The sequence below is a fragment of the Streptomyces sp. NPDC046887 genome, assembly GCF_040644755.1.
Lineage (GTDB): Bacteria > Actinomycetota > Actinomycetes > Streptomycetales > Streptomycetaceae > Streptomyces > Streptomyces lichenis.
On sequence record NZ_JBEYXH010000041.1, the window covers coordinates 35,034 to 54,774 of the forward strand.

Below are 19,741 nucleotides of genomic sequence, written 5' to 3' on the forward strand. Positions count from 1 at the left end.
AGGGCGGGTTTCCGGCGGGCGGCCTCATTCCCGGAGCCACAGGCCCTGGACATAGCCGTCGTCCACCAGTTGGCGCAGCGCGCCGGCGCGGGCCGCCGGTATGCCCCGGTCCTCCGTCCAGCGATCGAGGACGGCGAGCAGCTGATGCCGGCCGTCGGTCCAGTCGCCGCGCAGCGGTCCGGTGGCGGGCCGGCCGGCTATGGCGCCCATCGGCGGATGGGACGTCGCCCGCCGGGGGGCGGCGGCGAAGGCACCGCGGGTGTGCCGGCGGACCGCCGCGTCGAAGGCCCCCAGGTCGGGCACAGTGCCATCCCGGTAGTGGCGGGCCCGGTACTTCATCAGATCTCCGACGTGCTCGGCCGTCTGCCTCAGCTCCCACTCGGCCCCGGCAGCGGCGTCGGGCCGGTCGGAGCCGTAGCGGTGCCGGGTGTCGGTGCCCTCGTCCGTGAGCCGTTCCAGATAGTGGGCGAAGTAGGCGCGCTCGGCGTCGTAGAGGACGGCGAACGCCTCCGGGTCGCGGGTCAGTTCGGCGATCAGGGACGGCACCCGGACGTCGGCCTCTTCGGTCCGGTACGCGAACAGGGCGTGCGCCTCCCCGGGGGAGCGCAGACTGCCGAGCCAGGCCGGCGGGGCGGGCTCGGGTGCTGCGGCGGGGGCCGTGGCCCGGTCGTCGCGGCTCGCGCCGCCGTGGGTACCCCGGGCCGTGTCCACGCTGTACGCGGCCAGCATCCGGGCCGTGTCGGGGGCCAGCCCGGCCGGGACCCCGGCCTCGCCGAGGACGGCGACCACCGCGTAGGCGACGCGGGCCTGCTCCACGGTGTGCGGCTCGCCGGGCCGGTCGGAGCCGGTGGCGGCCCGCACGATCCGGCCGAGCACCCGGGCGCCGTCCGCGCACGGCCGCTCCACGGCCAGCACCTTCCGTACGGTGCCAAGCCGGGCGAGGTCGTCACCGGGGTCGAGCGCCCGGGTGGCCGCGGCCGGGTCGCCGGCAAGCGCCCTGGTGGTGGCGGGCAGCGTCCGGCAGGGCGGCTCGTCTTCGCCGTCGAACAGCATCGGCAGGGCCACCGCGGCGGCCAGTACCGCGGCCGCGGCGAGCGCGGCGGGCAGCCGGTGGCGCCGCAGGGTGCGGAGGAACCCGGCCCCCCGCGTGTCGGGCCGCCGCTGCGCGTCGGCCGGATCCTCGGTCACCTCTGTGGTCACGCGCCTCTCCCCCTCCCGAGCGCTCCCCGACCCTAGCGAAGCGCCTGCGCCGGCCCGGCCGGCGGGTCCCGGCAGTGCCGCTCCCCCGGTCAGCCGGCGGCCGCGCCCGGGCGCAGCTCGGGATGGAGCTCGGCCAGCCGGTCCGGCGCGGCCTGGCGCCAGGAGTCCACCAGGATGTCCCGCAGTTCGGCCAGGTCCTCCAGGGCGGCCAGCCGGACCCGGACCCAGGCGGAACCCGCCTCGTGCGGCGGCACCCAGAACTTCTCCGGTTCGGCGGCGATGAGTTCGCTCCGCTCGTACCGGGGGCAGCGGACCGCGAACGAGGTCTGGTCGTCGGGGAGGGTGATGTACATCTTCCCGGCCACCCGGAAGGTGGGCATGCGCCAGGCCTCCTTCTCCACCGTCTCGGGGAAGGACAGGGCGGTACGGCGGACGTCCTCGGCATCGATCATGACCACCACCGTAGCCAGCGCCACTGACAACGAGGGGCGGCCCCGGTCCCGGCCCCCCGACCCCGGCTGTCCGGTTTTCGCTGATGCCAACGGGTGAGCGGGTTTTGGGCGGAAAAGGCCCGTCCTGACACGCTGGGTCACCGACGACCTGCTCCGGCGGCCGTCCGCTCGCTCGCGGCGGCCGCCTCGTTTCCCCTGGAGGGACGATGGGCCCTGGGCACAGGCTGCGCGACGCGATCGCGGACGCCGGCACCACACCGCTGATCGGTATCCACGACATGTACTCCGCGTCGCTCGCGGCCCGGCACTACGACGGCTTCTTCCTCTCCGGGTTCGGGTTCGCCGCCTCGTACTACGGGCTTCCGGACATCGGCTTCATCGCCTGGCCCGACATCGTGGCCTTCGCCGAGCGGCTGCGGTCGGCCTTCCCGGCGCAGCATCTGCTGGTGGACATCGACGACGGCTACGCGGATCCGGAGGTGGCCTGCCATGTGGTGCGCCGGCTGGAGCGGGCGGGTGCCTCCGGGGTGATCCTGGAGGACCAGGAGCGGCCGCGCCGGTGCGGCCACGCGGACGGCAAGCGGATCCTGCCGCTGGACGCGTACCTGGACAAGCTGCACCGGGTGCTGGACAGCCGGGAGGAACTGGTCGTGGTGGCCCGTACCGACGCCGTCGAGGAGGAGGAGATCCTGCGGCGCGCCGCGGCGCTGGCCAAGAGCGGGGCGGATGTCGTCCTGGTGGACGGGGTCCGCAGCGTGGCGGCGATCCGGCGGGTCCGGGAGGTGGTCGCGGACACCCCGCTGCTGTTCAACCAGATCGGCGGCGGCAAGTCGCCTCGGCTGTCGCTGACCGAGCTGACGGAGCTGGGGGTGGATGTGGCCATCTACAGCACGCCGTGCCTCTTCGCCGCGCACCAGGCGATCGAGGGCGCGCTCAGGGAGCTGAAGGCCTCGGACGGCCGGCTGCCGGAGCCCGGCGGCGAGGGCGGCGGGGCGGTCGGGGTGCGCGAGGCCACGGCGTTGCTGGAGGCCAACCTCGGCGGCCGCCACCGCACGGCGCCGCCGGCCTGACCCCGCCGGGGACAGCGGCGGCATTCGGGGAGTCAGCGGCCGTCCGCCGGGGACCGCAGCGCCTCCGCCGCGGCCCGGGCGACCTCGCGGGCGACCGCGGCCAGCGCCGGTGAGTCCAGCTTCCACTGCTGCCAGAAGAGCGGGACGTCCAGCGGCCGCCCCCCTGCCAGCAGCACCAGCTCGCCCCGCTCCAGCAGCGGCCGCGCCTGCACCTCCGGTACCAGCCCCCAGCCGAGGCCGGCCGCCACCGCGTACAGGAACCCCTCCGAGGTGGGCACCTGGTGGCGTACCCGGCCCGCCTCCGCCGCTCCCCCGGTCAGGGAGCGCACAAAGGCGTCCTGGAGGTCGTCCCGGCGGTCGAAGACGATCACCGGGGCCTGGCGCACCAGGGTCTCCAGGGCCGTGCCGTCCGGGTAGTCGGCCCTCAGCGCGGGGCCGGCCACCGGGAGGTAGCGGAACAGTCCCAGCCGGCGCACCGTGCAGCCGGCGACCGGCTCGGGCGAGGAGGTCACCGCGGCCATCACCTGCCCCTCCCGCAGCAGCGCCGTGGTGTGCGCCTCGTCCTCGCGGTGCAGCTCGAAGCAGACCGGCGGGTCCTGGCCCACCCTGGTGAGCACCGGCAGGAACCAGGTGGCCAGCGAGTCGGCGTTCACCGCGATGGGCAGCCGGGCCGGTCCCTGCCCGTCGTCGATGCCCAACTCCTCGCGGGCGTCCCGTTCCAGCCGGGCCAGCTGGCGCGCGTAGCGGACCACGACCTCCCCGGAGGCGGTGGGCCGCACCGGTTTGGTCCGCATCAGCAGCACCCGGCCGGTGCGCTGCTCCAGCGCCTTGACGCGCTGGCTCACCGCCGAGGGGGTCACCTGCAGGGCCGCGGCGGCCGCGTCGAAGGTGCCCTCGTCTACCACCGCGAGCAGGGTCCTGACCTGGTCCAGGGGAAGTTCTTCCGTCACATCCGCTAAGGGTACGTAAGAATCTTTAGCTGTACTGATGGGGTGCGGGCTTCCTACGGTCTTCCCATGACCTACGGCACCTTCACCACCGCCCTGGCCGGCTTCGGCACCGGCCTCTCCCTCATCGTCGCCATCGGCGCGCAGAACGCGTTCGTGCTGCGCCAGGGAGTGCACCGGCAGGCGGTGCTCTGGGTGGTCGGGATCTGCGCCGTCTCGGACGCGGTGCTCATCGCACTCGGCGTGGCCGGGGTCGGTGCCGTGGTCACCGCCTGGCCGGCGGCGCTGACGGCGGTCGGCGTGGCGGGCGGGCTGTTCCTGCTGGGATACGGGGTGCTGGCCGCGCGGCGCGCCCTGCGCCCGGCCACCGGCGAGGGCCTGGACGCGGGGGGCGCCGCGACCGGTTCGGCGCGCGCCGCCGTGCTCACCGCGCTCGCGCTGACCTGGCTCAACCCCCATGTCTACCTGGACACCGTGCTGCTGCTCGGCTCGGTGGCGTCCGACCACGGCACCGGGCGCTGGGTGTTCGGGGTGGGCGCCGCGCTCGCCAGTCTGCTCTGGTTCGCCGGGCTCGGCTACGGCTCCCGGCTGCTGACCGGGCTGCTCTCCCGGCCGAACGCCTGGCGGGTCCTGGACGGTGTGGTCGCCGCGACCATGCTGGCCATGGGCGGGATGCTGCTGGCCGGGGCCTGAGCGCCGGAGGGAGGGAGCCGGGAGCGGTGACCCGGGGTCAGCCCCGGTCGGCGGCTCCCGTGGGACGCCGCGCCTGGGCCAGGAGGGCGCGCAGGGAGTCCGCGCCGAGGGGGGCGCCGGGATCATCCGGCGAGACGGAGCCCCCGGCGGTGGCCGCGGCGCCGCCCCGCGGGTCGCGGGCATAGGGGGCGACATAGGCGGGTGTGTACCGCTGGAAGCGCCAACTGTCGGCGAGCGGCCCGGTGTCGACCGCGTCGTATCCGAGCAGATCCAGCAGCCTGACCGCCGCCGCCCTCGCCCCGGGGTCGTCCCCGGCGATCGGCAGGGCCGAGCGGTCGGCGGCGCCGGAGGGGCGGGCCAGGGCGGCCAGGTTGGCGTAGTAGATGGAGTTGAAGGCCTTCACGACCTTGGCGCCGGGCAGGTGCCGCTGGAGGAGTTCGCTGGTGGTGGTCTCCTCGGCGTCCAGTTCGGCGATCCGGCCGTCCCGCTCGGGGTAGTAGTTTCCGGTGTCGAGGACGACCTTGCCGGCCAGTGGCTCCACGGGGATCCGCCGGTAGTTCCCAAGCGGCACGGTGACCACCACCCAGTCCCCGGCGGCGGCCGCCTCCGCCGTGTCGGCGGCCCGGGCCCGCGGGCCCAGTTCCGCCACCAGCTCCGCCAGCGTCCCCGGCCCCCGGGAGTTGCTGAGGACGACGTCCAGTCCGGCGGTGACGCCGAGCCGGGCGAGGGTGGAGCCAATATGTCCGCTGCCGATCAGTCCGAGAGTGCTCATACCCGCACAGCCCGGGCCGGCCTCGGGCTATTCCCCGCTCGGTCCCGTACGCCGGATCGTCTGCCCCGCGGGCTCCCTGAGGGCGGCGCTGACCCAGCAGCACCGCCCGTGGTCGTGCTGGACCCGCCCGGCGGGGCGCGGCCCGGTCAGCCGCCGACTCGTCGGTCTCCGCCTCGATCCGGCGCCCCGGCCGTCAGCGGGGCCGCGGAGCGCGGGCGTGGAGGCGCAGGGCGTGCGCCAGGCCGCCGAGGGCGGCGGTGCACAGCAGGGTGCGGCCGATGTTGACGGCCTCCCAGCGGCCCCGGAAGTCGGCCACCACCGACAGGTCGGCGGCCTTGGCCGGGTCGCCGAGCGCGGCGAGTTCGTTGTTGAGCGGGATGTTCACCGCGAAGGTGAGGACCAGCACGGCCAGATAGAGCACGGCGGCCGCGGCGGCCCAGCGGGCGGTGGGGCGCCGGCCGGCCCGATGGGCGAGGACGGCCGCGGCGGCGGTCGCCGCCAGGGCGCCGAGGAAGACCAGGGCGAACAGGCCGTTTCCGTCGATCGCCTCGTTGAACCGCTGCATCGCCTCGGCGTACCGGCGGTCCGGCAGGCGGTCCAGTCCGGGCATCACCGACACGTCGAAGGCGAAGAACAGACCGGCCATCAGCCCCATGGCGACGGTGGCGGCCAGCAGCAGAGGGCCGGTCCACCGGTCCCCTCGCGGCGCGGCCGCCTCCGGGCCCGGGTGCGCAGTGGCCCCGCCTATGGGCTCCCTCATGGAAACGCCTTTCTACGAGCGGTCGGTGGGTCGGTGGGTCGGGATCCCGGACGGGAGAAGGAAGGGCAGGAGAGGGCCCGGCGGTCAGCCGCCGAGGACCAGGGTGCGCGGAGGGGCGGGTACGGGCGCGGGCCGCGTCCTGCCCTCCAGGCCCGCGCGGTACTGCTGCGGGCTGACCCCGCGTACCCGCTTGAAGGCGGTGGAGAGGGCGAAGGCGCTGCCGTAGCCGACCCGGCGGGCCACCGCGGCCACGGTGGCGCCGGGTTCGCGGAGCAGGTCGGCGGCGAGGGTGAGCCGCCAGCCGGCCAGGTAGGTCATCGGCGGCTCCCCCACCACCGCGCCGAACCGGCGGGCCAGGGCGGCCCGGGAGACGCCCACCGCGTCCGCCAGCGAGGCCACGGTCCAGGCCCGGCAGGGGTACTGGTGCAGCAGCTCCAGTGCCGGGCCGACGACCGGGTCGCTCTGGGCGCGGTGCCAGGCCGGGCAGCCCGCCGTGGGGTCGGCCAGCCAGTGCCGCAGCACCCCGACGAAGAGCAGGTCCAGCAGCCGGTCCAGGACCAGTTCCTGCCCCGGCTCGTCCCGGCCGACCTCCTCGGCGAGCAGCGCCACCAGCGGACTGCGGTTCAGGGCGCGGGGCCGTACCACCAGCGCGGGCAGGGCGTCGAGCAGCCGGCGGCCGACCTCGCTCGGGGCCTGGTAGGTGCCGCTGAGCATGACGGCCGAGTCGGGCCCCGGGGTGTCGCCCCAGGTGCGTACGCCCCGGCACAGCGCCTCGGTGAGGTCCGCGCCCCCGGTGGTGCCGCACCGCTGATCGGGTCCGACGACGATCCCGACCGGGGTGTCCGGCCGGTCGGCGATCGTGTACGGGTCGGGCCCGCGCAGCAGCGCCACGTCACCGGGCCGGATCAGCACGGGCGCGCCGCAGTCCGGGATGATCCAGGCTTCCTGGTGGACCATGGTGAGCACGGAGATCGGGGCGCGGTCCTCGATGCGGACGGCCCAGGGCGGGGTGAGGACGGCCTTCAGCAGAAGGGCGCCGCGTGCCTTGGGGCCGTCCAGCAGGGCGGTGAGCGCGTCCATGGTCGTCTCCGGTGGGTGAGGGGGCCATGGTCGGCCGCTGTCAGACCTTCCACACCCCGGTGGCGGCGGTCTCGCGGGCGTAGTCGGCGAAGTCCCTCGGCGGCCGGCCGAGCACCTCCTCCACACCGCGCACCGTGCTGGCGTTGCGGCCGTCCAGGATCAGTCCGAAGAGGTCGGCGAACTCTTGCGGCACGCCGTGCTGTTCGAGCATCGCCCGGTACTCCTCGACGCCGACCGGAGTGTAGGTGATCCGGCGGCCGGCCGCCTCGGAGATTTCCGCGGCCACCTCGTGGAAGTCCAGCAGCCGGGGCCCGGACAGCTCGTAGGTCCGGCCGGTGTGCCGGTCGTCCAGCAGGGCGGCGGTGACCACATCGGCGATGTCGTCGGCGTCCACGAACGGCTCCCGGGCGTCGGCGACCGGCAGCACCAGCTCCCCGGCGAGGACCGGCTCCAGCAGGAAGCTCTCGCTGAAGTTCTGGCTGAACCAGTTGGCGCGGACCACGGTCCAGTCGGCGCCGGAGTCCTTGAGCGCGTCCTCGCTGCGGACGGCGCCCTCCTCGCCGCGGCCGGAGAGCAGCACCAGCCGGGTCGCGCCCCGGGCGACGGCGGCCTGGGAGAAGGCGCCGATGGCCTCCGCGGCACCGGGGAAGGAGAGGTCGGGGTGGTAGGTGACATAGACGGCCGAGACACCGTCCAGGGCGGCGTCCCAGGTCTCCGGGGACTCCCAGACGAAGGGGGTGGCGGCCGAGCGGGAGCCGATGCGTACCGGGAGCCCCTGGGCGCTGAGCCGGTCGGCGACCCGGCGGCCGGTCTTGCCGTTGCCCCCGATGAGGAGGGTGGTGCCGGTGCTGGTGGGGCGGGTGTTCTCGGTGGTGTTCATGGCCCTTAGTCAACCGGCGCGGGGCGAGACGGGCCATGGTCGTGGCGCTCGACGCCATGCGTCTGCGTCTCACCCCCTGCGGCGTCCGGCAGACCGGACGGCGGGCCGAAGCGGCGCCGGTACTGGGAGGGCGTCAGTCCGGTCTCGCGGCGCATCAGCGAGCGGAGGTTGGCGGCGGTGCCCAGTCCGCTGCGCCGGGCGACGACCTCCGGCCGCTGCTCGCCCCGCTCGATCAGCCGGCAGGCCAGGGCGAGCCGCTGGGTGGTCAGCCAGGCCAGCGGGGTGGTGCCGAGCTCCGCACGGAAGCGGCGGTGCAGAGTCGCCGGGCTGACGGCGGCCCGGGCCGCGAGGCCGGCCACCGTGTGCGGGGCCTCCAGCTGCCCGGCCACCCACTCCAGCAGCGGGGCGAGGGACCGGTCGGGCGCCCTCGGTACCGGACGCTCGACGAACTGGCGCTGCCCGCCGTCCCGATAGGCGGCGAACACCAGGCGCCGGCTGACCGCGGCTGCGACCTCCGCGCCATGGTCCCGGCGCACCACATGCAGCCCCAGGTCGAGGGCGGCCGCGCTGCCGGCGGCGGTGAGGATGTCGCCGTCGTCGACGAACAGCACATCCGGCTCCAGGCGCACCGCCGGGAAGCGGGCGCGGAAGTCGTCCGCCCACTGCCAGTGCGCGGTGGCCCGGCGGCCGTCCAGCACCCCCGCCTCGGCCAGGGTGAAGGCGCCGCTGCAGAAGCCGAGCAGCCGGGCCCCTCGGGCGTGCGCCCGGCGCACCGCGTCGAGCACGGCCGGGCGGCGCGGCACCTCGGTGTCGGGCCGGTTGGGGACGATCAGGGTGTCGGCGGTGTCGGCCGCCGACAGGTCGCGGACCCCGGTGAGGGTGAAGAAGCCGTCCCGCATCAGGGTGCGCGGCTCGGGCGAGCAGAGGGTGAACGCGTACAGCTCCCGGCCGAGCTCGGGCCGGCTGAGACCGAACACCTCGGTGGCGCAGCCGAGTTCGAAGGGGTTGGAGTTCTCGTCCACGATCACCACCACCCGGTGGACGTCCCGTGAGCCGGGCGCGGTGGTACGGGGTGCTTGCGAGGATCCTTTCGCCATAGGCGATTTCTAGCACTGCCGCGGAGGTGGATCAACGGGCCAGGATGGCGCCCATGGACTCTGCGAACCCCGTGAACGCCTTGGCTCCGGCAACCGGTGGACCGATCGCCCTGGAGCGGGCACTCGCCTCCTTCGACGCGTTGTGGAGCCCGCGGATCGTCACCCGGGTCAACGACTACGACGTGCGGGTCGCCAAGGTGGCCGGTGAGCACGTCTGGCACGCGCACGACCACACCGACGAGTTCTTCCTCGTACTGGAGGGAGAGCTGCATATCGCCCTGCGCCGGTCGGCCGCGGACGAGGAGCGCACGGTGCGGCTGGCCAGGGGGGAGGTGTTCACCGTCCCCCGGGGCGTCGAGCACCGGCCGTACTCCCCGGCGGGTGCGGCGATCCTGATGTTCGAGCCGAGCGGCACCCTGACCGTGGGCGATCGCCATGGCGAGGTTCCGGACCATGTCGACGCGACCACCGGGCACGCCCTGGACGGCTGAGCGCCGAGACTGAGGAGGCCTGGACATGCCACCCAGGGGGACGAGTGGGACACCCAGTGGGACATGTTCTGCGCGCTGGTGGGCGCCTCGCCCGCGCTGCTGCTGCTGCCCAGCCGGGCGCACGACCGCCGGCTCGCCCGACCGGCCCCGCCTGCCCGGCCCGGGGCGGGCAGGCGGATGACCCGTCCGCGGTTCGGCGACCTGGACGACCGGCTGGGCAGCACATGATCGCCGGTCATCCCGTCGCATCCGCGGCGGCGTCCGGACGCGGCCGGGTACGCACACCCCAGCGGGCGAGAGCGGGACCGGCGGCGCCCAGTGCCGCGAAGGACGACGCCAGCAGCAGCCAGCCCGCCGTGCCGAGCCCCAGCACCACCGTGGTGAGGATCGCGGGGGCGAGAGCCTGGCCCGCGCTGAAGCCGAGCCCGAGGAGACCCTGGTACTGGCCCTGGGCGTGGTCCGGGGCGAGACCGAAGCCCAGGGCGAATCCCGCCGAGGACTCCCAGACCTCCCCGAGGCTGTGGACGAAGACCGCCGCCAGGACCAGTCCGGCCGCGGCCCAGACCGGGGTGTACGCCGCCAGCGCCATCATCGGGCAGCTGACCAGGAAGAGCAGCCCCGCCGTGCGGAACGCCCGGCCGCCGTCGTACGGGGTCTCGATACGCGAGCCGATCCTGGTCTGGGTCAGCACGCAGAAGAGGGAGTTGACGGCGAACAGCGCGGCCACCGTCCAGCGCGGCGCTTCGGTGTGCTCCGAGATCCAGATCGGCAGGAGCAGCGAGACCACCGGGTACTGCAGTCCCATGGCCCCGTACAGGGCGGCGAACACCAGGAAGGGGCGGTCCGTGAAGGCGAGCAGGCGCTGCTGCCGCGGCGGCGCCGCCAGGACCGGATAGCGGGGCAGCAGGAGCAGCAGCACCGCGCACAGGGCGAAGCTCGCCGCGTTGCCGAGGATCAGCGTGACATAGGCGCCGCGGGTGTCCGCGGCCAGCGCCAGTCCCGCGCCCACCGTGCCCAGGATGACGCCCAGGTTGACGAACGTCCGCAGCTTCGCCCGGAACAGGGCCGGGCGCTCACCCCCGACCCGGACGACCAGCGCGCCCCAGGCCGCCCCGGCGACCGCCGCCGCGATCTGGCCGACCGTCGCGATGATGGTGAGCGCGGCCCAGCTCTCGACGAGGACGAGGGCCGCCATCGACACCGCCTGCACCGCGAGGGCCGCCATCATGACGGGGCGCGCGCCCCGCCGGTCGGCGAGATGCCCGCCCGGTATCCCCGCGCCCAGGCCGATCACTCCGGCGATGGTGAGCGCGGCGCCGACCTGCACGGCGGGCAGGCCCACGATCAGGGTGAAGTAGAGCGCCGAGGCGGCGTTGAACAGGCCGTTGCCCACGCGGTTGGTGAAACTGGCGGCGATCAGCACCCGTTCCGGCCTGCTGTCCCCCGCCATGCGGCGTATTCCGCTGCCTGCCAGGCCCCCCTTGATCATGGACGGCAGGCTAACAGCGCCCGCCGATCCGGCAGCGGTCGCGGGAGGCCGGGCGGCGGGCTCAGGGGCCGACCAGGATGCCCGGGTTGAGGATCCCGTGCGGGTCGAGGGCGTCCTTGGCGGCGCGCAGGGCCAGCGCGAAGGGTTCGGGGCGCTGGCGGTCGTAGCCCGGCCGGTGGTCGCGGCCGACGGCGTGGTGGTGGGTGACGGTGGCGCGGTGGCGGTGCAGGGTCTCGGTCGCGGCGGACTTGATGTGGTCCCAGACGGCGGCCTCGTCGCCGGGCCGGCCGGCCGCCAGCACGGTGAAGTAGGGCGCGGCGCCGTCCGGGTAGACATGGGTGAGGCGGCAGTTGACGGTGGCGGGGTGGCCGGTCGCCTCCCGCGCGGCCGCGGCGGTGGCGGCGCGCACGTCCTCCACGAGGCCGGGCAGCCGGTCCCAGGTGGCGGCGGTCTCGAAGGTCTCCGCCACCGCGCCCATCCGGGCCAGGCCGTCGCGGAGGTAGGGCATCCGCAGGAAGGCGGACCGCCAGGCGCCGACCGCGTCCGACCCGGGACTGCCGGCGACCTCGGTGAGGACGCCGTGGTGTTCACGGGCCAGCTCCACCGCGGCGGCGAGCCGGGCGTCGACCGGGCCGGTGGCCGACTCGAAGCCCAGCACCAGGACGGCCGAACCGTCGCGGGCCGCACCGGAGAGCGCGGCCTCCCCGGCGTCCAGCAGGCGGCAGTTGGCGGGGGCGAGATCGGACTGGGCGACGGCCCGCACCGCCTGGAGGCCGTCGGCGAACCGGCGGAAGGACACGGCGGCGGACGCCTTGTGGCGGGGCCGCTCCGTCAGCCGCATCCATGCCTCGGTGATGACGCCGAGCGCCCCCTCCGAGCCCAGGAAGAGGCGGTCCGGCGACGGCCCGGCGCCGGAGGCGGGCAGCCGCCAGGACTCGCCGGTCCCGGCCGGGGTGACCACCCGCAGGGACTGGGCGAAGTCGTCGATACGGGTACGGCCGGTGGCGTAGTGGCCGCCCGCGCGGGTGGCGAGCCAGCCGCCCAGGGTGGAGAACGCGAAGCTCTGCGGGAAGTGGCGCAGCGTCAGGCCGTGCGGCCGCAGTCCGGCCTCCAGGGCCGGGCCGAGTATCCCGGCCTGGATCCTGGCCGCGCGGCCGGTGGTGTCCACCTCCAGGACGCGGTCCAGCCCGGTGAGGTCCAGGCTCAGCACGGCGCGGTGGGCGTCGCCCCGGTACTCCACTCCCCCGGTGACCGAGGAGCCGCCGCCGTACGGGACCACGGCCACGCCCCGGCCGCCGGCCCAGTCGAGCAGATCGGCCACGTCCTGGTCCCGGGCCGGGCGGGCGACCAGGTCCGGCAGGCGCCCGGGGCGGCCCCGCAGCGCGCGGATGACATCCCGGTAGGCCTTGCCCATGGCGTGGGCGGCGCGCTCCGCCGGGTCCTCGGTCACCAGCGGAGCCAGGCTCGCCGGGGGCCGGACGGCGGGCGGCCCGATCCGCAGGTCGGCCACCCGGGGCACCGGCAGCGGCGTGGCCAGGGTGCCGGGCAGCAGGGCGCCGAGGGCGGCGCACTCGGCGTCGCCGGGGTGGGCGTCGGCCCAGCCCCAGCCCCACCAGGAGCGGGCGCGGGAGGAGCGGGGGCCCTGGCTGTGCGTGTCGCTCATGGTGCCTGCTCTCGGAAGTTACTCTACGGGAAGTTACTAAACAGCAAATTACCGTATGGTAAGTTCAGTCGCATGACCAGACCCTCCGCACCGACCGGCACCCGGAGCGCTCCCCGGGTCGGCACCAAGGGCGTCCCCCGGGCCGTGCGGGAGCGGCAGATCCTGGACGCCGCCACCGAGGAGTTCGGCCGGCGCGGCTACCACGCCGCCTCGCTCACCGCGGTGGCGGACCGGGTGGGCGTCACCAAGACGCTGCTGCACCAGTACTTCGGCGCCAAGCAGGACCTCTACCTGGCCTGCCTCACTCCGGTCGGCGACCGGGTGCTGGACGCCGTGCGCGGCGCGATGGCGGAGGGCGGGGGCCGCGACCCGGGCACTCCGCTGCGGGTGCTGCACGCGCTGTTCACCGCTCTTCAGGGGCGGCGCGAGGGCTGGTTCGTGCTCTACGACCCCGCGCTGCCGGCCGACGGGGAGCCGGCCCGCCGCGCCGGGCGGTACCGCGCGGAGATCGACCGGCTCGCCGCCCTGGGCACCGCGGACCTGCTGGACGAGGACGGGGCGGTCGACCCGCTGGACGCCGACGCGCTGATGTACGCCTGGCGCGGACTGGTCACCGCGCTGGTGCGGTGGTGGGTCAAGCACCCCGACCAGTCGCCGGAGCAGATGGCGCGGCGCTGCGCCCGGCTGTTCGCCGCGGCCGGTGCCGCCTTCGCCACCGAGCCGCCTCGGTGACCACCGCGCACGGCCCCCACCTGCGAGCGCGTCGCAGCTGGTGACCTGCGGTAACTCGGCGGTGGCTGCAGCGGGTTCGGCGTGCCATGGTGTCTCCCATGGCGGAGCATCAGGCACCCGAAGCGCACTCCCACGGCCCGTCCCCGCATGCGGCGCACGGGTCCCGGCACGGGCGGTGGGCGCGGCTGCGCCACCGGGTGGCGCATCTCGCCGTACCGCACAGCCATGAGCCGTCCGACAAGGTGGACGGCGCACTGGAGGGCTCCCGGGAGGGCCTGCGGACGCTCTGGCTCTCGGTGGCCGTGCTGGGGGCGACGGCCGTGGCGCAGGCGGCGGTAGTCGCGGTGTCGGGTTCGGTGGCGCTGCTCGGCGACACGGTGCACAACGCGGCCGACGCGCTGACCGCCGTACCGCTGGCGATCGCCTTCCTGCTGGGGAGGCGGGCGGCCAACCAGCGCTACACCTACGGCTACGGGCGGGCCGAGGACCTGGCCGGTGTGGTGATCGTGGCGGTGATCGCGGCCTCGGCGGCGCTGGCCGGATACGAGGCGGTCGCCCGGCTGCTCGACCCGCGGGAGGTGGACCACCTCGGCGCGGTGGCGGCCGCGGGGCTGGTCGGCTTCGCGGGCAACGAGTGGGTGGCGCGCTACCGCATCCGCACCGGCCGACGGATCGGTTCGGCCGCGCTGGTCGCCGACGGGCTGCACGCCCGTACCGACGGCTTCACCTCGCTGGCGGTGCTGCTGGGCGCGGGCGGCTCGGCGCTGGGCTGGCGGCAGGCCGACCCGCTGGTCGGGCTGCTGATCACGGCCGCGATCGCGCTGGTGCTGCGGGACGCGGCCCGGGAGGTGCTGCGGCGGCTGATGGACGGCGTCGACCCGGAACTGGTCGCCACCGCCCGGCGGACCCTGGCGGCGGTGGACGGGGTCCGGGGCGTGGGGCGGCTGCGGATGCGGTGGACCGGGCACACCCTGCGGGCCGAGGCGGAGATCGTGGTGGACGGCCGGCTGACCGTGGTGGCGGCGCACCGGCTGGCGGTACGGGCCGAGCACGCGCTGCTGCACTCCGTACCGCGGCTGGCGGCCGTCACCGTGCACACCGACCACGCACCGGAGGACGGGGGCGAGGACCCGCACGGGACGCTGGCCCACCACCACGGCCCGGGCTGAGCCGCATGGGCCGTATGCGCCGCCGACCGGGCGGTTTGCCTATTGGTCACACGATCAATAGCATACGGGGATGCCGTCAAGCGCCCCGAGGAAACGGACCCGCAAGTCGCCGGAGGACCGGCGGGCCGAGATCGTCGCCGCCTCCGCCGCCGTGGCCCTGGCCGAGGGACTGGAGTGCGTCACCCTGCGCAGGATCGCCGAGGAGCTCGGCGTCCGCCCCGGGCTGATCAGCCACTACTTCCCGTCCGCCGAGAACCTGGTGGCGGAGGCGTTCGGCAGCGCGGCCGGCGCCGAGCTGGACGCCCTGCTGCCGGCCGACTGCTCCGGGGCCTCGCCGCTGGAGCACCTGGCCGCCTTCCTGGCGCGGACCTCCGGCCCCGCGTACGACGCGGTGAGCCTGCTCTGGATCAACGCCCGCCATCTCGGCCGCTACCGCCCGGTCCTGGGCGAGCGGGTGGCCGGCCAGGAGGCGGCCTGGCGCGGCCGACTGGCCGACCTGGTCCGCGCGGGCACCGGGAGCGGCGACTTCCGCGCCGGTGACCCGGTGGTCGCGGCCACGCAGATCCTGGTGGTGCTCGACGGCCTGAGCGCCAACGCCGGGATGCCCGAACTCCCGGCGGAGGTCGCCCGGATGGCCGTGACCACCGCCGAGCACGCCCTCGGCCTGCCGCACGGCGCCCTCGACCCGCCCACCGCCGCCGGCTGACACCGCCGACCGAGGCGAGGCGTCAGACAACGGGCGAGGGCCCCAGCGGGACGACCGCCTCGATGGTCTTGCCGGAGGACGTGGTCCGGACGGCGACCGCCCGGCTCAGCCGCCGTACCAGCGGCCAGCCGAAGCCGCCCGGGGTGGTGACCGATCCGCCGGTGTCCGTGCGCGGAGGGGTGGCCGTGCGGTCGCTGACACTGATGGTGATGGTGCCGTCGCCGAGGACGGCGCCGAAGGCGGTGAGCCCTCCGCCGTGCCGCAGGGCGTTGGTGACCAGTTCGGAGGTGACCAGCAGGACGTCGTTGACCACGGCGGCCGGCAGGGGCGCCGCCGCGCCGCCGAGCAGTCGGCGTACCTGGTCCCGGGCGGCGCCCGCGGTGGCGGGGCGGTGGTCGCGGTCGGTGACCGTCCGTTGCGTCGTCATGCGTCCCTCCTGCGCGGTCGGCGCGACCGTCGTGCTCTCTGCGGCTGCCCCCGCGGGCGCCGGGTACGCCGTGTCCGCCGTCACCGGAGCGAACGGCCGTCGGTGCGGGCGCCGCGGACCGCCTCCACGGCGGCCTCGACGGTGGGCGTGAGGGTGAAGACGCGCGCGGTGTCGGTCAGCTCCAGCAGGCGCACCACCAGCGGGCCGGGGGCGGCCAGGACCAGCGGCACCCGGGCGTCGCGGTGGCGCAGCTGGGCGTCGATCAGGGCGTGCAGGAAGGAGGAGTCGGCGAACGCGACATGGGCCAGGTCCACCACCAGGCCGAGGGCCGCCCCGTCGGAGGGCACGGCCAGCGCCTCCGCCAGGGCGGCGGCCTCGTCGGGGTCGAACTCGCCGCTGACCCGCACCACCCGGACGTCCTCGACCAGTGTCGTGGTCACTTCGGGTTCATCGCTCATCGGGGCATTGTCGCAGCTCCACTCGGCCCTGCGAAGGGCGGTCGCCGACGGGGGCGCTCGCCGGGGCGCACGGACCGGGTCCGGGCCGGTCCGGGGGTGCGCCCGGCCGCCGTCCGGCACCCGTCGGGGCCCCGGGCCTCCGGCCGGCCGCAGAAGCGATTCACCTCGGCGGCGGGACGGGTGCGGGCCAGCGGAGCCCGGGGCCGGCCGGTCATCCGGGGTGGGACGGCGGCGGGGACCCGGCGGCGCTGTGCGGGGACGGATCCTCGTGCGCCGGGCGGTCGTCCCCGCCCTTCTCGGCCTGGGCGAAGTGATCGAGGGTGCCGGTCAGTTCCAGCAGGTGCTCCAGCATGTCGGGGCGGTTGTCCAGATGCAGCCGGGCCCCGGCGGCGAGAGCGTGGCGGTGGATCAGCAGCAGCGCGGCCAGGCCCATGGAGTCGCACAGGGTCAGCCGCGCGCAGTCCAGGTGGAGGCGGCGCGGCGGCCGGTCGGACTGGAGGTGGGCGCGGGCGGTTTCCAGCAGCTCCTCGGCGGTCTCGTAGTCGAGGTCGCCGCGGACGCGGACATGCACGTCCCGCCCGCCGGTGGCGACCTCCAGGCCGAAGGTCTCGTCGGGGGCGGTGTCGTCGGGGACGGTGGTCATGCTTCGCTTCCGGGGCCGGGGATCGTGGGTCGGGTGCCCCGTCCGTCCAGGGCGGCGTGCCCCTCGGCGAGGAACCGCAGGGCGCGGGGGAAGTCCTTCAGCTCGTCCTGGAGGATCTCCAGTGCGGGGCCGAGGACCCGGGCGGGCACCCCGCGTGCCTCCAGGATGCCACCGGTCCAGTCGAGGAAGCGGGTGAGGAGGCCGGAGTCGTCCGTGTAGAGGGCCGCCGCCAGGAAGTCGACGATATGGGCGACGTCCTCGGCGGTGCGTTCGCGCTGCGCCTCGGTGTAGACCCGCATGGCGGGCAGCCGGTCCTCCAGGGCGGCCATCGTGTTCTTCACCAGCTGCCCCCTGCTGCGGCTGACCATGGTGAACTCCTGGTCGGCCAGATGCGGCAGGTCGTCGATGGTCTGCCGGACGGCGCCGGGGGCCGGGCGGGGCACGCCGCGGGCCAGCGTGTCGGCGGCGCCCCGGGCGTCCGGTGCCCAGGCGTCCGCGCCGAGCAGCCGGGCGTAGCGGCCGTCCGGTCCGAAGGCCGCTCCGCCGGCGAGGACGGGGATGCCGGTGGCCTGCACGGCGGTGATGGCCGCGTGCGCGGCCGGCAGCCTGGTCGGGATGGAGGAGGAGAGTGCGACGGCGGCGGGCGCCGTGTGGTGCAGATGGGCCACCAGGTGCGGGGTGGGCACCTGGGCGCCGAGGAAGTCCACCCGGTGGCCGCGCAGTCGCAGCACCTCGGCCAGGATGCGGGCGGGCAGCGAGTGCCACTCGCCGTCCACGCAGGCGACGGTCACCGTGGCCGCGGGGGCGGCGCCGGCCGGGCGGGCCTCGGCCTCCCGGTGCGACATGGCGGCGATGATGCGGTCGTGGATGGCGGTCGCCGCGTGCTCGGCGGCGACGGTGAGGCGGCCGGCGGCCCACTCCTCGCCCACCGTGAACTGCACCCGGGCGATGACGCCGAGGAGGACGTCCTCGGCGTCGGCGCCCGTGTCGAGGAGGTCGAAGACGGACCGTGCGGCGCGCTGCTCGTCGCGGTCGCGCACGGCGTGCCACAGCTCGCGGCGGGCCGCCTCCAGGCTGTCCGGGCCCGGCGGGCGGACGGCGGCGGGCGCCGGGGGCGCGGCGTCCTCCGGGGGGTCGAGGGCTTGGGTCATGTGGTGTACCTGCCCGGAGTACGGCCGTCCACCGCTGTCAGATGGGTGGAGTGCGGTACGGAGATCGCGAGCACGGCCATGTCGTCGTGCGGCCGGCCGCCGACCCACTCCGAGGCGAGCATCTGCACCCGTTCGACCACGGCTTCGGCCGGCATGCCCGCGCAGTCGGCGACCGCCTCGCGCAGCCGGCGGGTGCCGAACCGGACGTCGCCCAGCGGGCCGCCCTTGGCCTCGGTGATGCCGTCGGTGTACAGCAGGCAGGCCTCGCCCGGCTGGAGCCGGACCTCGGCGGTGCGGGCGTGGACGTCGGGCAGGGCCCCGATCAGGGTGCCGGCGGTGTCGGCCTCCTCGACCTCGCCGCTGCGCCGGACGATCAGCGGACGGGGGTGGCCGGCGCTGGTGAGGCGGAGGCGGGTGACGCGGCCCTCGCGCCGTACGGAGGCCAGCACCAGGGTGGCGTAGCGGGTGTGCCGGCCGGTCAGCAGCGTCCCGTTGAGCAGGCGCAGCAGCTTCTCGTGGTCCTCGGCGAGGGGCAGCAGGGCCTGCAGGGTGTTGCGGATCTTGCCGGTGAGGACGGCGGCGTCCAGCCCCTTGCCGCAGACGTCGCCGAGGACGGCGAGGGTCTCCTGGTCGGGTCCGGCGCCGGGGTGGACGTCGTAGAAGTCGCCGCCGATCCGCTCGGTGTCGCGGGAGGCGCGATAGCCGCCGGCGTACTCCACGCCCCGCACCGGGTGGAGCTTGGGCGGCAGCAGCTCGACCATCAGCGTGGCGGTGATGCCGGCCTGCTCGGCGTACATCCGGGCGGCGGACAGCGCGGCGCCGGCCCGGGCGGCGAAGACCCGGGCGAAGACCTCCTCGGAGACGTCGAAGGCGGCGTGGTCGCCGCGGCGGAGCAGGATCAGCGCCCCGGCGGGGATGCCGTGCCCGGGCAGCGGGGTGACCACGACCGAGCCGGCCGGTCCGTCGAAGCCCTCCGGGACGGCCCAGTCCGGGAGCGTCGCGGGGTCGATCCAGCGGGAGGGGACGGGCGGGAAGCCCTGGAGGGCCTCGCTGAGTCCGGTGACGGCGGACGGGTCGATCCGGACGCTGCTGTGCACGGCGGGGGCGCCGCCCACGCTGGCGGCGATCGGGTGGCGCCGCCCGGCGGCGGGCATGACCAGCAGGGCGGCGTCGGCCAGATGGGAGGCGGCCAGCTGTACCGCCACCTCCATGCAGCGCGGCACGTTCAGCGAGGCGAGCAGCCGGCTGGAGGCGTCGGCGAGGAAGGCGGTGCGCTCGCGTTCGCTGCGCAGCGCGGTCTCGGCGAGCAGCCGGTCGGTGTCGTCGACCAGCCACCACACGATGTCGCCGTCGGCGCCGACGGTGGGGTGGGCCTCCAGGGTGAGGTCGTCGTGGCGGCCGCGGACGGGGCGGGGCGGTTGGCCCTCCTCGCCGGCCCTGCGGTGCGCGTCGGCGAGCCAGCCGGGCACCACATGGTCCAGCCAGGCGCCGCTGACCGCGCCGGGGAAGAGGTGGGTGGCCGCCGCGTTCGCCTCCACGACACCGCCGGAGGCGTCGGCGACCAGGGCGGGGTAGGGCGCCTGCATCCACGAGGCACCCACGTGTCGCACCAGGCCCTGCGGCTGGCGCGAGGCGCCTTCGAAAGTCGTCATGGTCCCGAGGCCGCCCGGGGCGGGCCTCTTCACCTTCCGTCGGAAGTCAGGTTCCGGACCACCATCCCGCACTTACCGCGCCACCGACAACCCGCCCTCCCCTTTCGCCGGGGCGCGTCTCCCCTCCGGCCGCAAGACGCCACCATTCCTGCACAGTTCACCACCAAGCCGATCACTTTCGGACCGGACCGACGGAAAACGATCATTCG

21 protein-coding genes and 1 pseudogene are annotated in these 19,741 nt (G+C 75.5%); 7 read left to right on the top strand and 15 right to left on the bottom strand.

Annotation, left to right across the window (positions count from 1 at the left end; translation table 11 throughout):
• Positions 1-24: 24 nt before the first annotated feature.
• Positions 25-1,200, bottom strand: coding sequence for a hypothetical protein (locus tag ABZ945_RS28235; protein ID WP_361275050.1), 1,176 nt, complete (start codon positions 1,198-1,200; stop codon positions 25-27).
• Between the two features lie 89 nt (positions 1,201-1,289).
• The gene (locus ABZ945_RS28240) at positions 1,290-1,652 is read right to left on the bottom strand and encodes an MmcQ/YjbR family DNA-binding protein (protein ID WP_361275053.1); all 363 of its coding nucleotides are present in this window, start codon (positions 1,650-1,652) and stop codon (positions 1,290-1,292) included.
• A gap of 206 nt (positions 1,653-1,858) precedes the next feature.
• Between ABZ945_RS28240 and ABZ945_RS28245 the strand changes: the two genes are divergently transcribed.
• A complete protein-coding gene (locus ABZ945_RS28245) occupies positions 1,859-2,722 on the top strand; it encodes an isocitrate lyase/PEP mutase family protein (RefSeq protein WP_361275056.1) in 864 nt (287 codons plus the stop codon).
• Positions 2,723-2,754: 32 nt separating this feature from the next.
• On the opposite strand, the gene ABZ945_RS28250 is transcribed toward ABZ945_RS28245, so the two are convergent.
• Entirely contained in the window at positions 2,755-3,672 is a 918-nt protein-coding gene (locus ABZ945_RS28250) for a LysR family transcriptional regulator ArgP (protein ID WP_361275059.1), read from the bottom strand.
• A gap of 66 nt (positions 3,673-3,738) precedes the next feature.
• On the opposite strand from ABZ945_RS28250, the gene ABZ945_RS28255 reads away from it, so the two are divergent.
• The gene (locus ABZ945_RS28255; protein WP_361275062.1) at positions 3,739-4,362 is read left to right on the top strand and encodes a LysE/ArgO family amino acid transporter; all 624 of its coding nucleotides are present in this window, start codon (positions 3,739-3,741) and stop codon (positions 4,360-4,362) included.
• Positions 4,363-4,399: 37 nt separating this feature from the next.
• Here the strand turns inward: ABZ945_RS28255 and ABZ945_RS28260 are convergent, their stop codons facing one another.
• The 5 genes from ABZ945_RS28260 to ABZ945_RS28280 all read right to left on the bottom strand — a co-directional run bounded on the left by ABZ945_RS28260 (position 4,400) and on the right by ABZ945_RS28280 (position 8,951).
• Positions 4,400-5,134, bottom strand: a complete 735-nt coding sequence (locus ABZ945_RS28260; RefSeq protein ID WP_361275064.1) for an NAD(P)-binding domain-containing protein — start codon at positions 5,132-5,134, stop codon at positions 4,400-4,402.
• Between the two features lie 193 nt (positions 5,135-5,327).
• Positions 5,328-5,894 carry an anthrone oxygenase family protein gene (locus ABZ945_RS28265; protein ID WP_361275066.1) on the bottom strand — a complete coding sequence of 189 codons (567 nt, stop codon included), beginning with the start codon at positions 5,892-5,894 and terminating at the stop codon, positions 5,328-5,330.
• Between the two features lie 84 nt (positions 5,895-5,978).
• Complete coding sequence (locus ABZ945_RS28270) at positions 5,979-6,974, bottom strand: AraC family transcriptional regulator (RefSeq protein ID WP_361275069.1); 996 nt, start codon at positions 6,972-6,974, stop codon at positions 5,979-5,981.
• A 40-nt stretch (positions 6,975-7,014) separates the two neighbouring features.
• The gene (locus tag ABZ945_RS28275; protein ID WP_361275071.1) at positions 7,015-7,854 is read right to left on the bottom strand and encodes an NAD(P)H-binding protein; all 840 of its coding nucleotides are present in this window, start codon (positions 7,852-7,854) and stop codon (positions 7,015-7,017) included.
• A gap of 5 nt (positions 7,855-7,859) precedes the next feature.
• The gene (locus ABZ945_RS28280) at positions 7,860-8,951 is read right to left on the bottom strand and encodes a helix-turn-helix domain-containing protein (protein WP_361275073.1); all 1,092 of its coding nucleotides are present in this window, start codon (positions 8,949-8,951) and stop codon (positions 7,860-7,862) included.
• A gap of 53 nt (positions 8,952-9,004) precedes the next feature.
• Between ABZ945_RS28280 and ABZ945_RS28285 the strand changes: the two genes are divergently transcribed.
• Positions 9,005-9,442, top strand: a complete 438-nt coding sequence (locus ABZ945_RS28285) for a cupin domain-containing protein (protein ID WP_361275076.1) — start codon at positions 9,005-9,007, stop codon at positions 9,440-9,442.
• A 27-nt stretch (positions 9,443-9,469) separates the two neighbouring features.
• A pseudogene (locus ABZ945_RS28290) lies at positions 9,470-9,670 on the top strand (hypothetical protein); the annotation flags it as partial.
• Between the two features lie 7 nt (positions 9,671-9,677).
• Here ABZ945_RS28290 and ABZ945_RS28295 read toward each other — a convergent pair.
• Together ABZ945_RS28295 and ABZ945_RS28300 are read right to left on the bottom strand one after the other, a co-directional pair.
• Positions 9,678-10,931, bottom strand: coding sequence for an MFS transporter (locus tag ABZ945_RS28295; RefSeq protein WP_361275078.1), 1,254 nt, complete (start codon positions 10,929-10,931; stop codon positions 9,678-9,680).
• A 61-nt stretch (positions 10,932-10,992) separates the two neighbouring features.
• Positions 10,993-12,594, bottom strand: a complete 1,602-nt coding sequence (locus ABZ945_RS28300; RefSeq protein WP_361275081.1) for an FAD-binding oxidoreductase — start codon at positions 12,592-12,594, stop codon at positions 10,993-10,995.
• Positions 12,595-12,666: 72 nt separating this feature from the next.
• On the opposite strand from ABZ945_RS28300, the gene ABZ945_RS28305 reads away from it, so the two are divergent.
• The 3 genes from ABZ945_RS28305 to ABZ945_RS28315 all read left to right on the top strand — a co-directional run bounded on the left by ABZ945_RS28305 (position 12,667) and on the right by ABZ945_RS28315 (position 15,201).
• Positions 12,667-13,326 carry a TetR/AcrR family transcriptional regulator gene (locus tag ABZ945_RS28305; RefSeq protein ID WP_361275084.1) on the top strand — a complete coding sequence of 220 codons (660 nt, stop codon included), beginning with the start codon at positions 12,667-12,669 and terminating at the stop codon, positions 13,324-13,326.
• 98 nt (positions 13,327-13,424) lie between these two features.
• Complete coding sequence (locus tag ABZ945_RS28310) at positions 13,425-14,495, top strand: cation diffusion facilitator family transporter (protein ID WP_361275086.1); 1,071 nt, start codon at positions 13,425-13,427, stop codon at positions 14,493-14,495.
• A gap of 70 nt (positions 14,496-14,565) precedes the next feature.
• On the top strand, positions 14,566-15,201 hold the full coding sequence (locus tag ABZ945_RS28315; protein WP_361275089.1) for a TetR/AcrR family transcriptional regulator: 636 nt from the start codon (positions 14,566-14,568) through the stop codon (positions 15,199-15,201).
• 22 nt (positions 15,202-15,223) lie between these two features.
• Here ABZ945_RS28315 and ABZ945_RS28320 read toward each other — a convergent pair whose 3' ends face one another.
• From ABZ945_RS28320 to ABZ945_RS28340, 5 genes are all read right to left on the bottom strand, one after another.
• Complete coding sequence (locus tag ABZ945_RS28320; RefSeq protein WP_361275091.1) at positions 15,224-15,628, bottom strand: ATP-binding protein; 405 nt, start codon at positions 15,626-15,628, stop codon at positions 15,224-15,226.
• Between the two features lie 80 nt (positions 15,629-15,708).
• On the bottom strand, positions 15,709-16,086 hold the full coding sequence (locus ABZ945_RS28325; RefSeq protein WP_361275093.1) for an STAS domain-containing protein: 378 nt from the start codon (positions 16,084-16,086) through the stop codon (positions 15,709-15,711).
• A 211-nt stretch (positions 16,087-16,297) separates the two neighbouring features.
• Complete coding sequence (locus tag ABZ945_RS28330; protein WP_361275095.1) at positions 16,298-16,729, bottom strand: STAS domain-containing protein; 432 nt, start codon at positions 16,727-16,729, stop codon at positions 16,298-16,300.
• Positions 16,726-17,880 carry a cobalamin-dependent protein gene (locus ABZ945_RS28335; RefSeq protein WP_361275098.1) on the bottom strand — a complete coding sequence of 385 codons (1,155 nt, stop codon included), beginning with the start codon at positions 17,878-17,880 and terminating at the stop codon, positions 16,726-16,728. The genes ABZ945_RS28330 and ABZ945_RS28335 overlap by 4 nt, the downstream gene beginning before the upstream one ends.
• On the bottom strand, positions 17,877-19,532 hold the full coding sequence (locus ABZ945_RS28340) for a PP2C family protein-serine/threonine phosphatase (RefSeq protein WP_361275100.1): 1,656 nt from the start codon (positions 19,530-19,532) through the stop codon (positions 17,877-17,879). Before ABZ945_RS28340 ends, ABZ945_RS28335 begins: the two co-directional genes overlap by 4 nt.
• Positions 19,533-19,741: the final 209 nt, after the last annotated feature.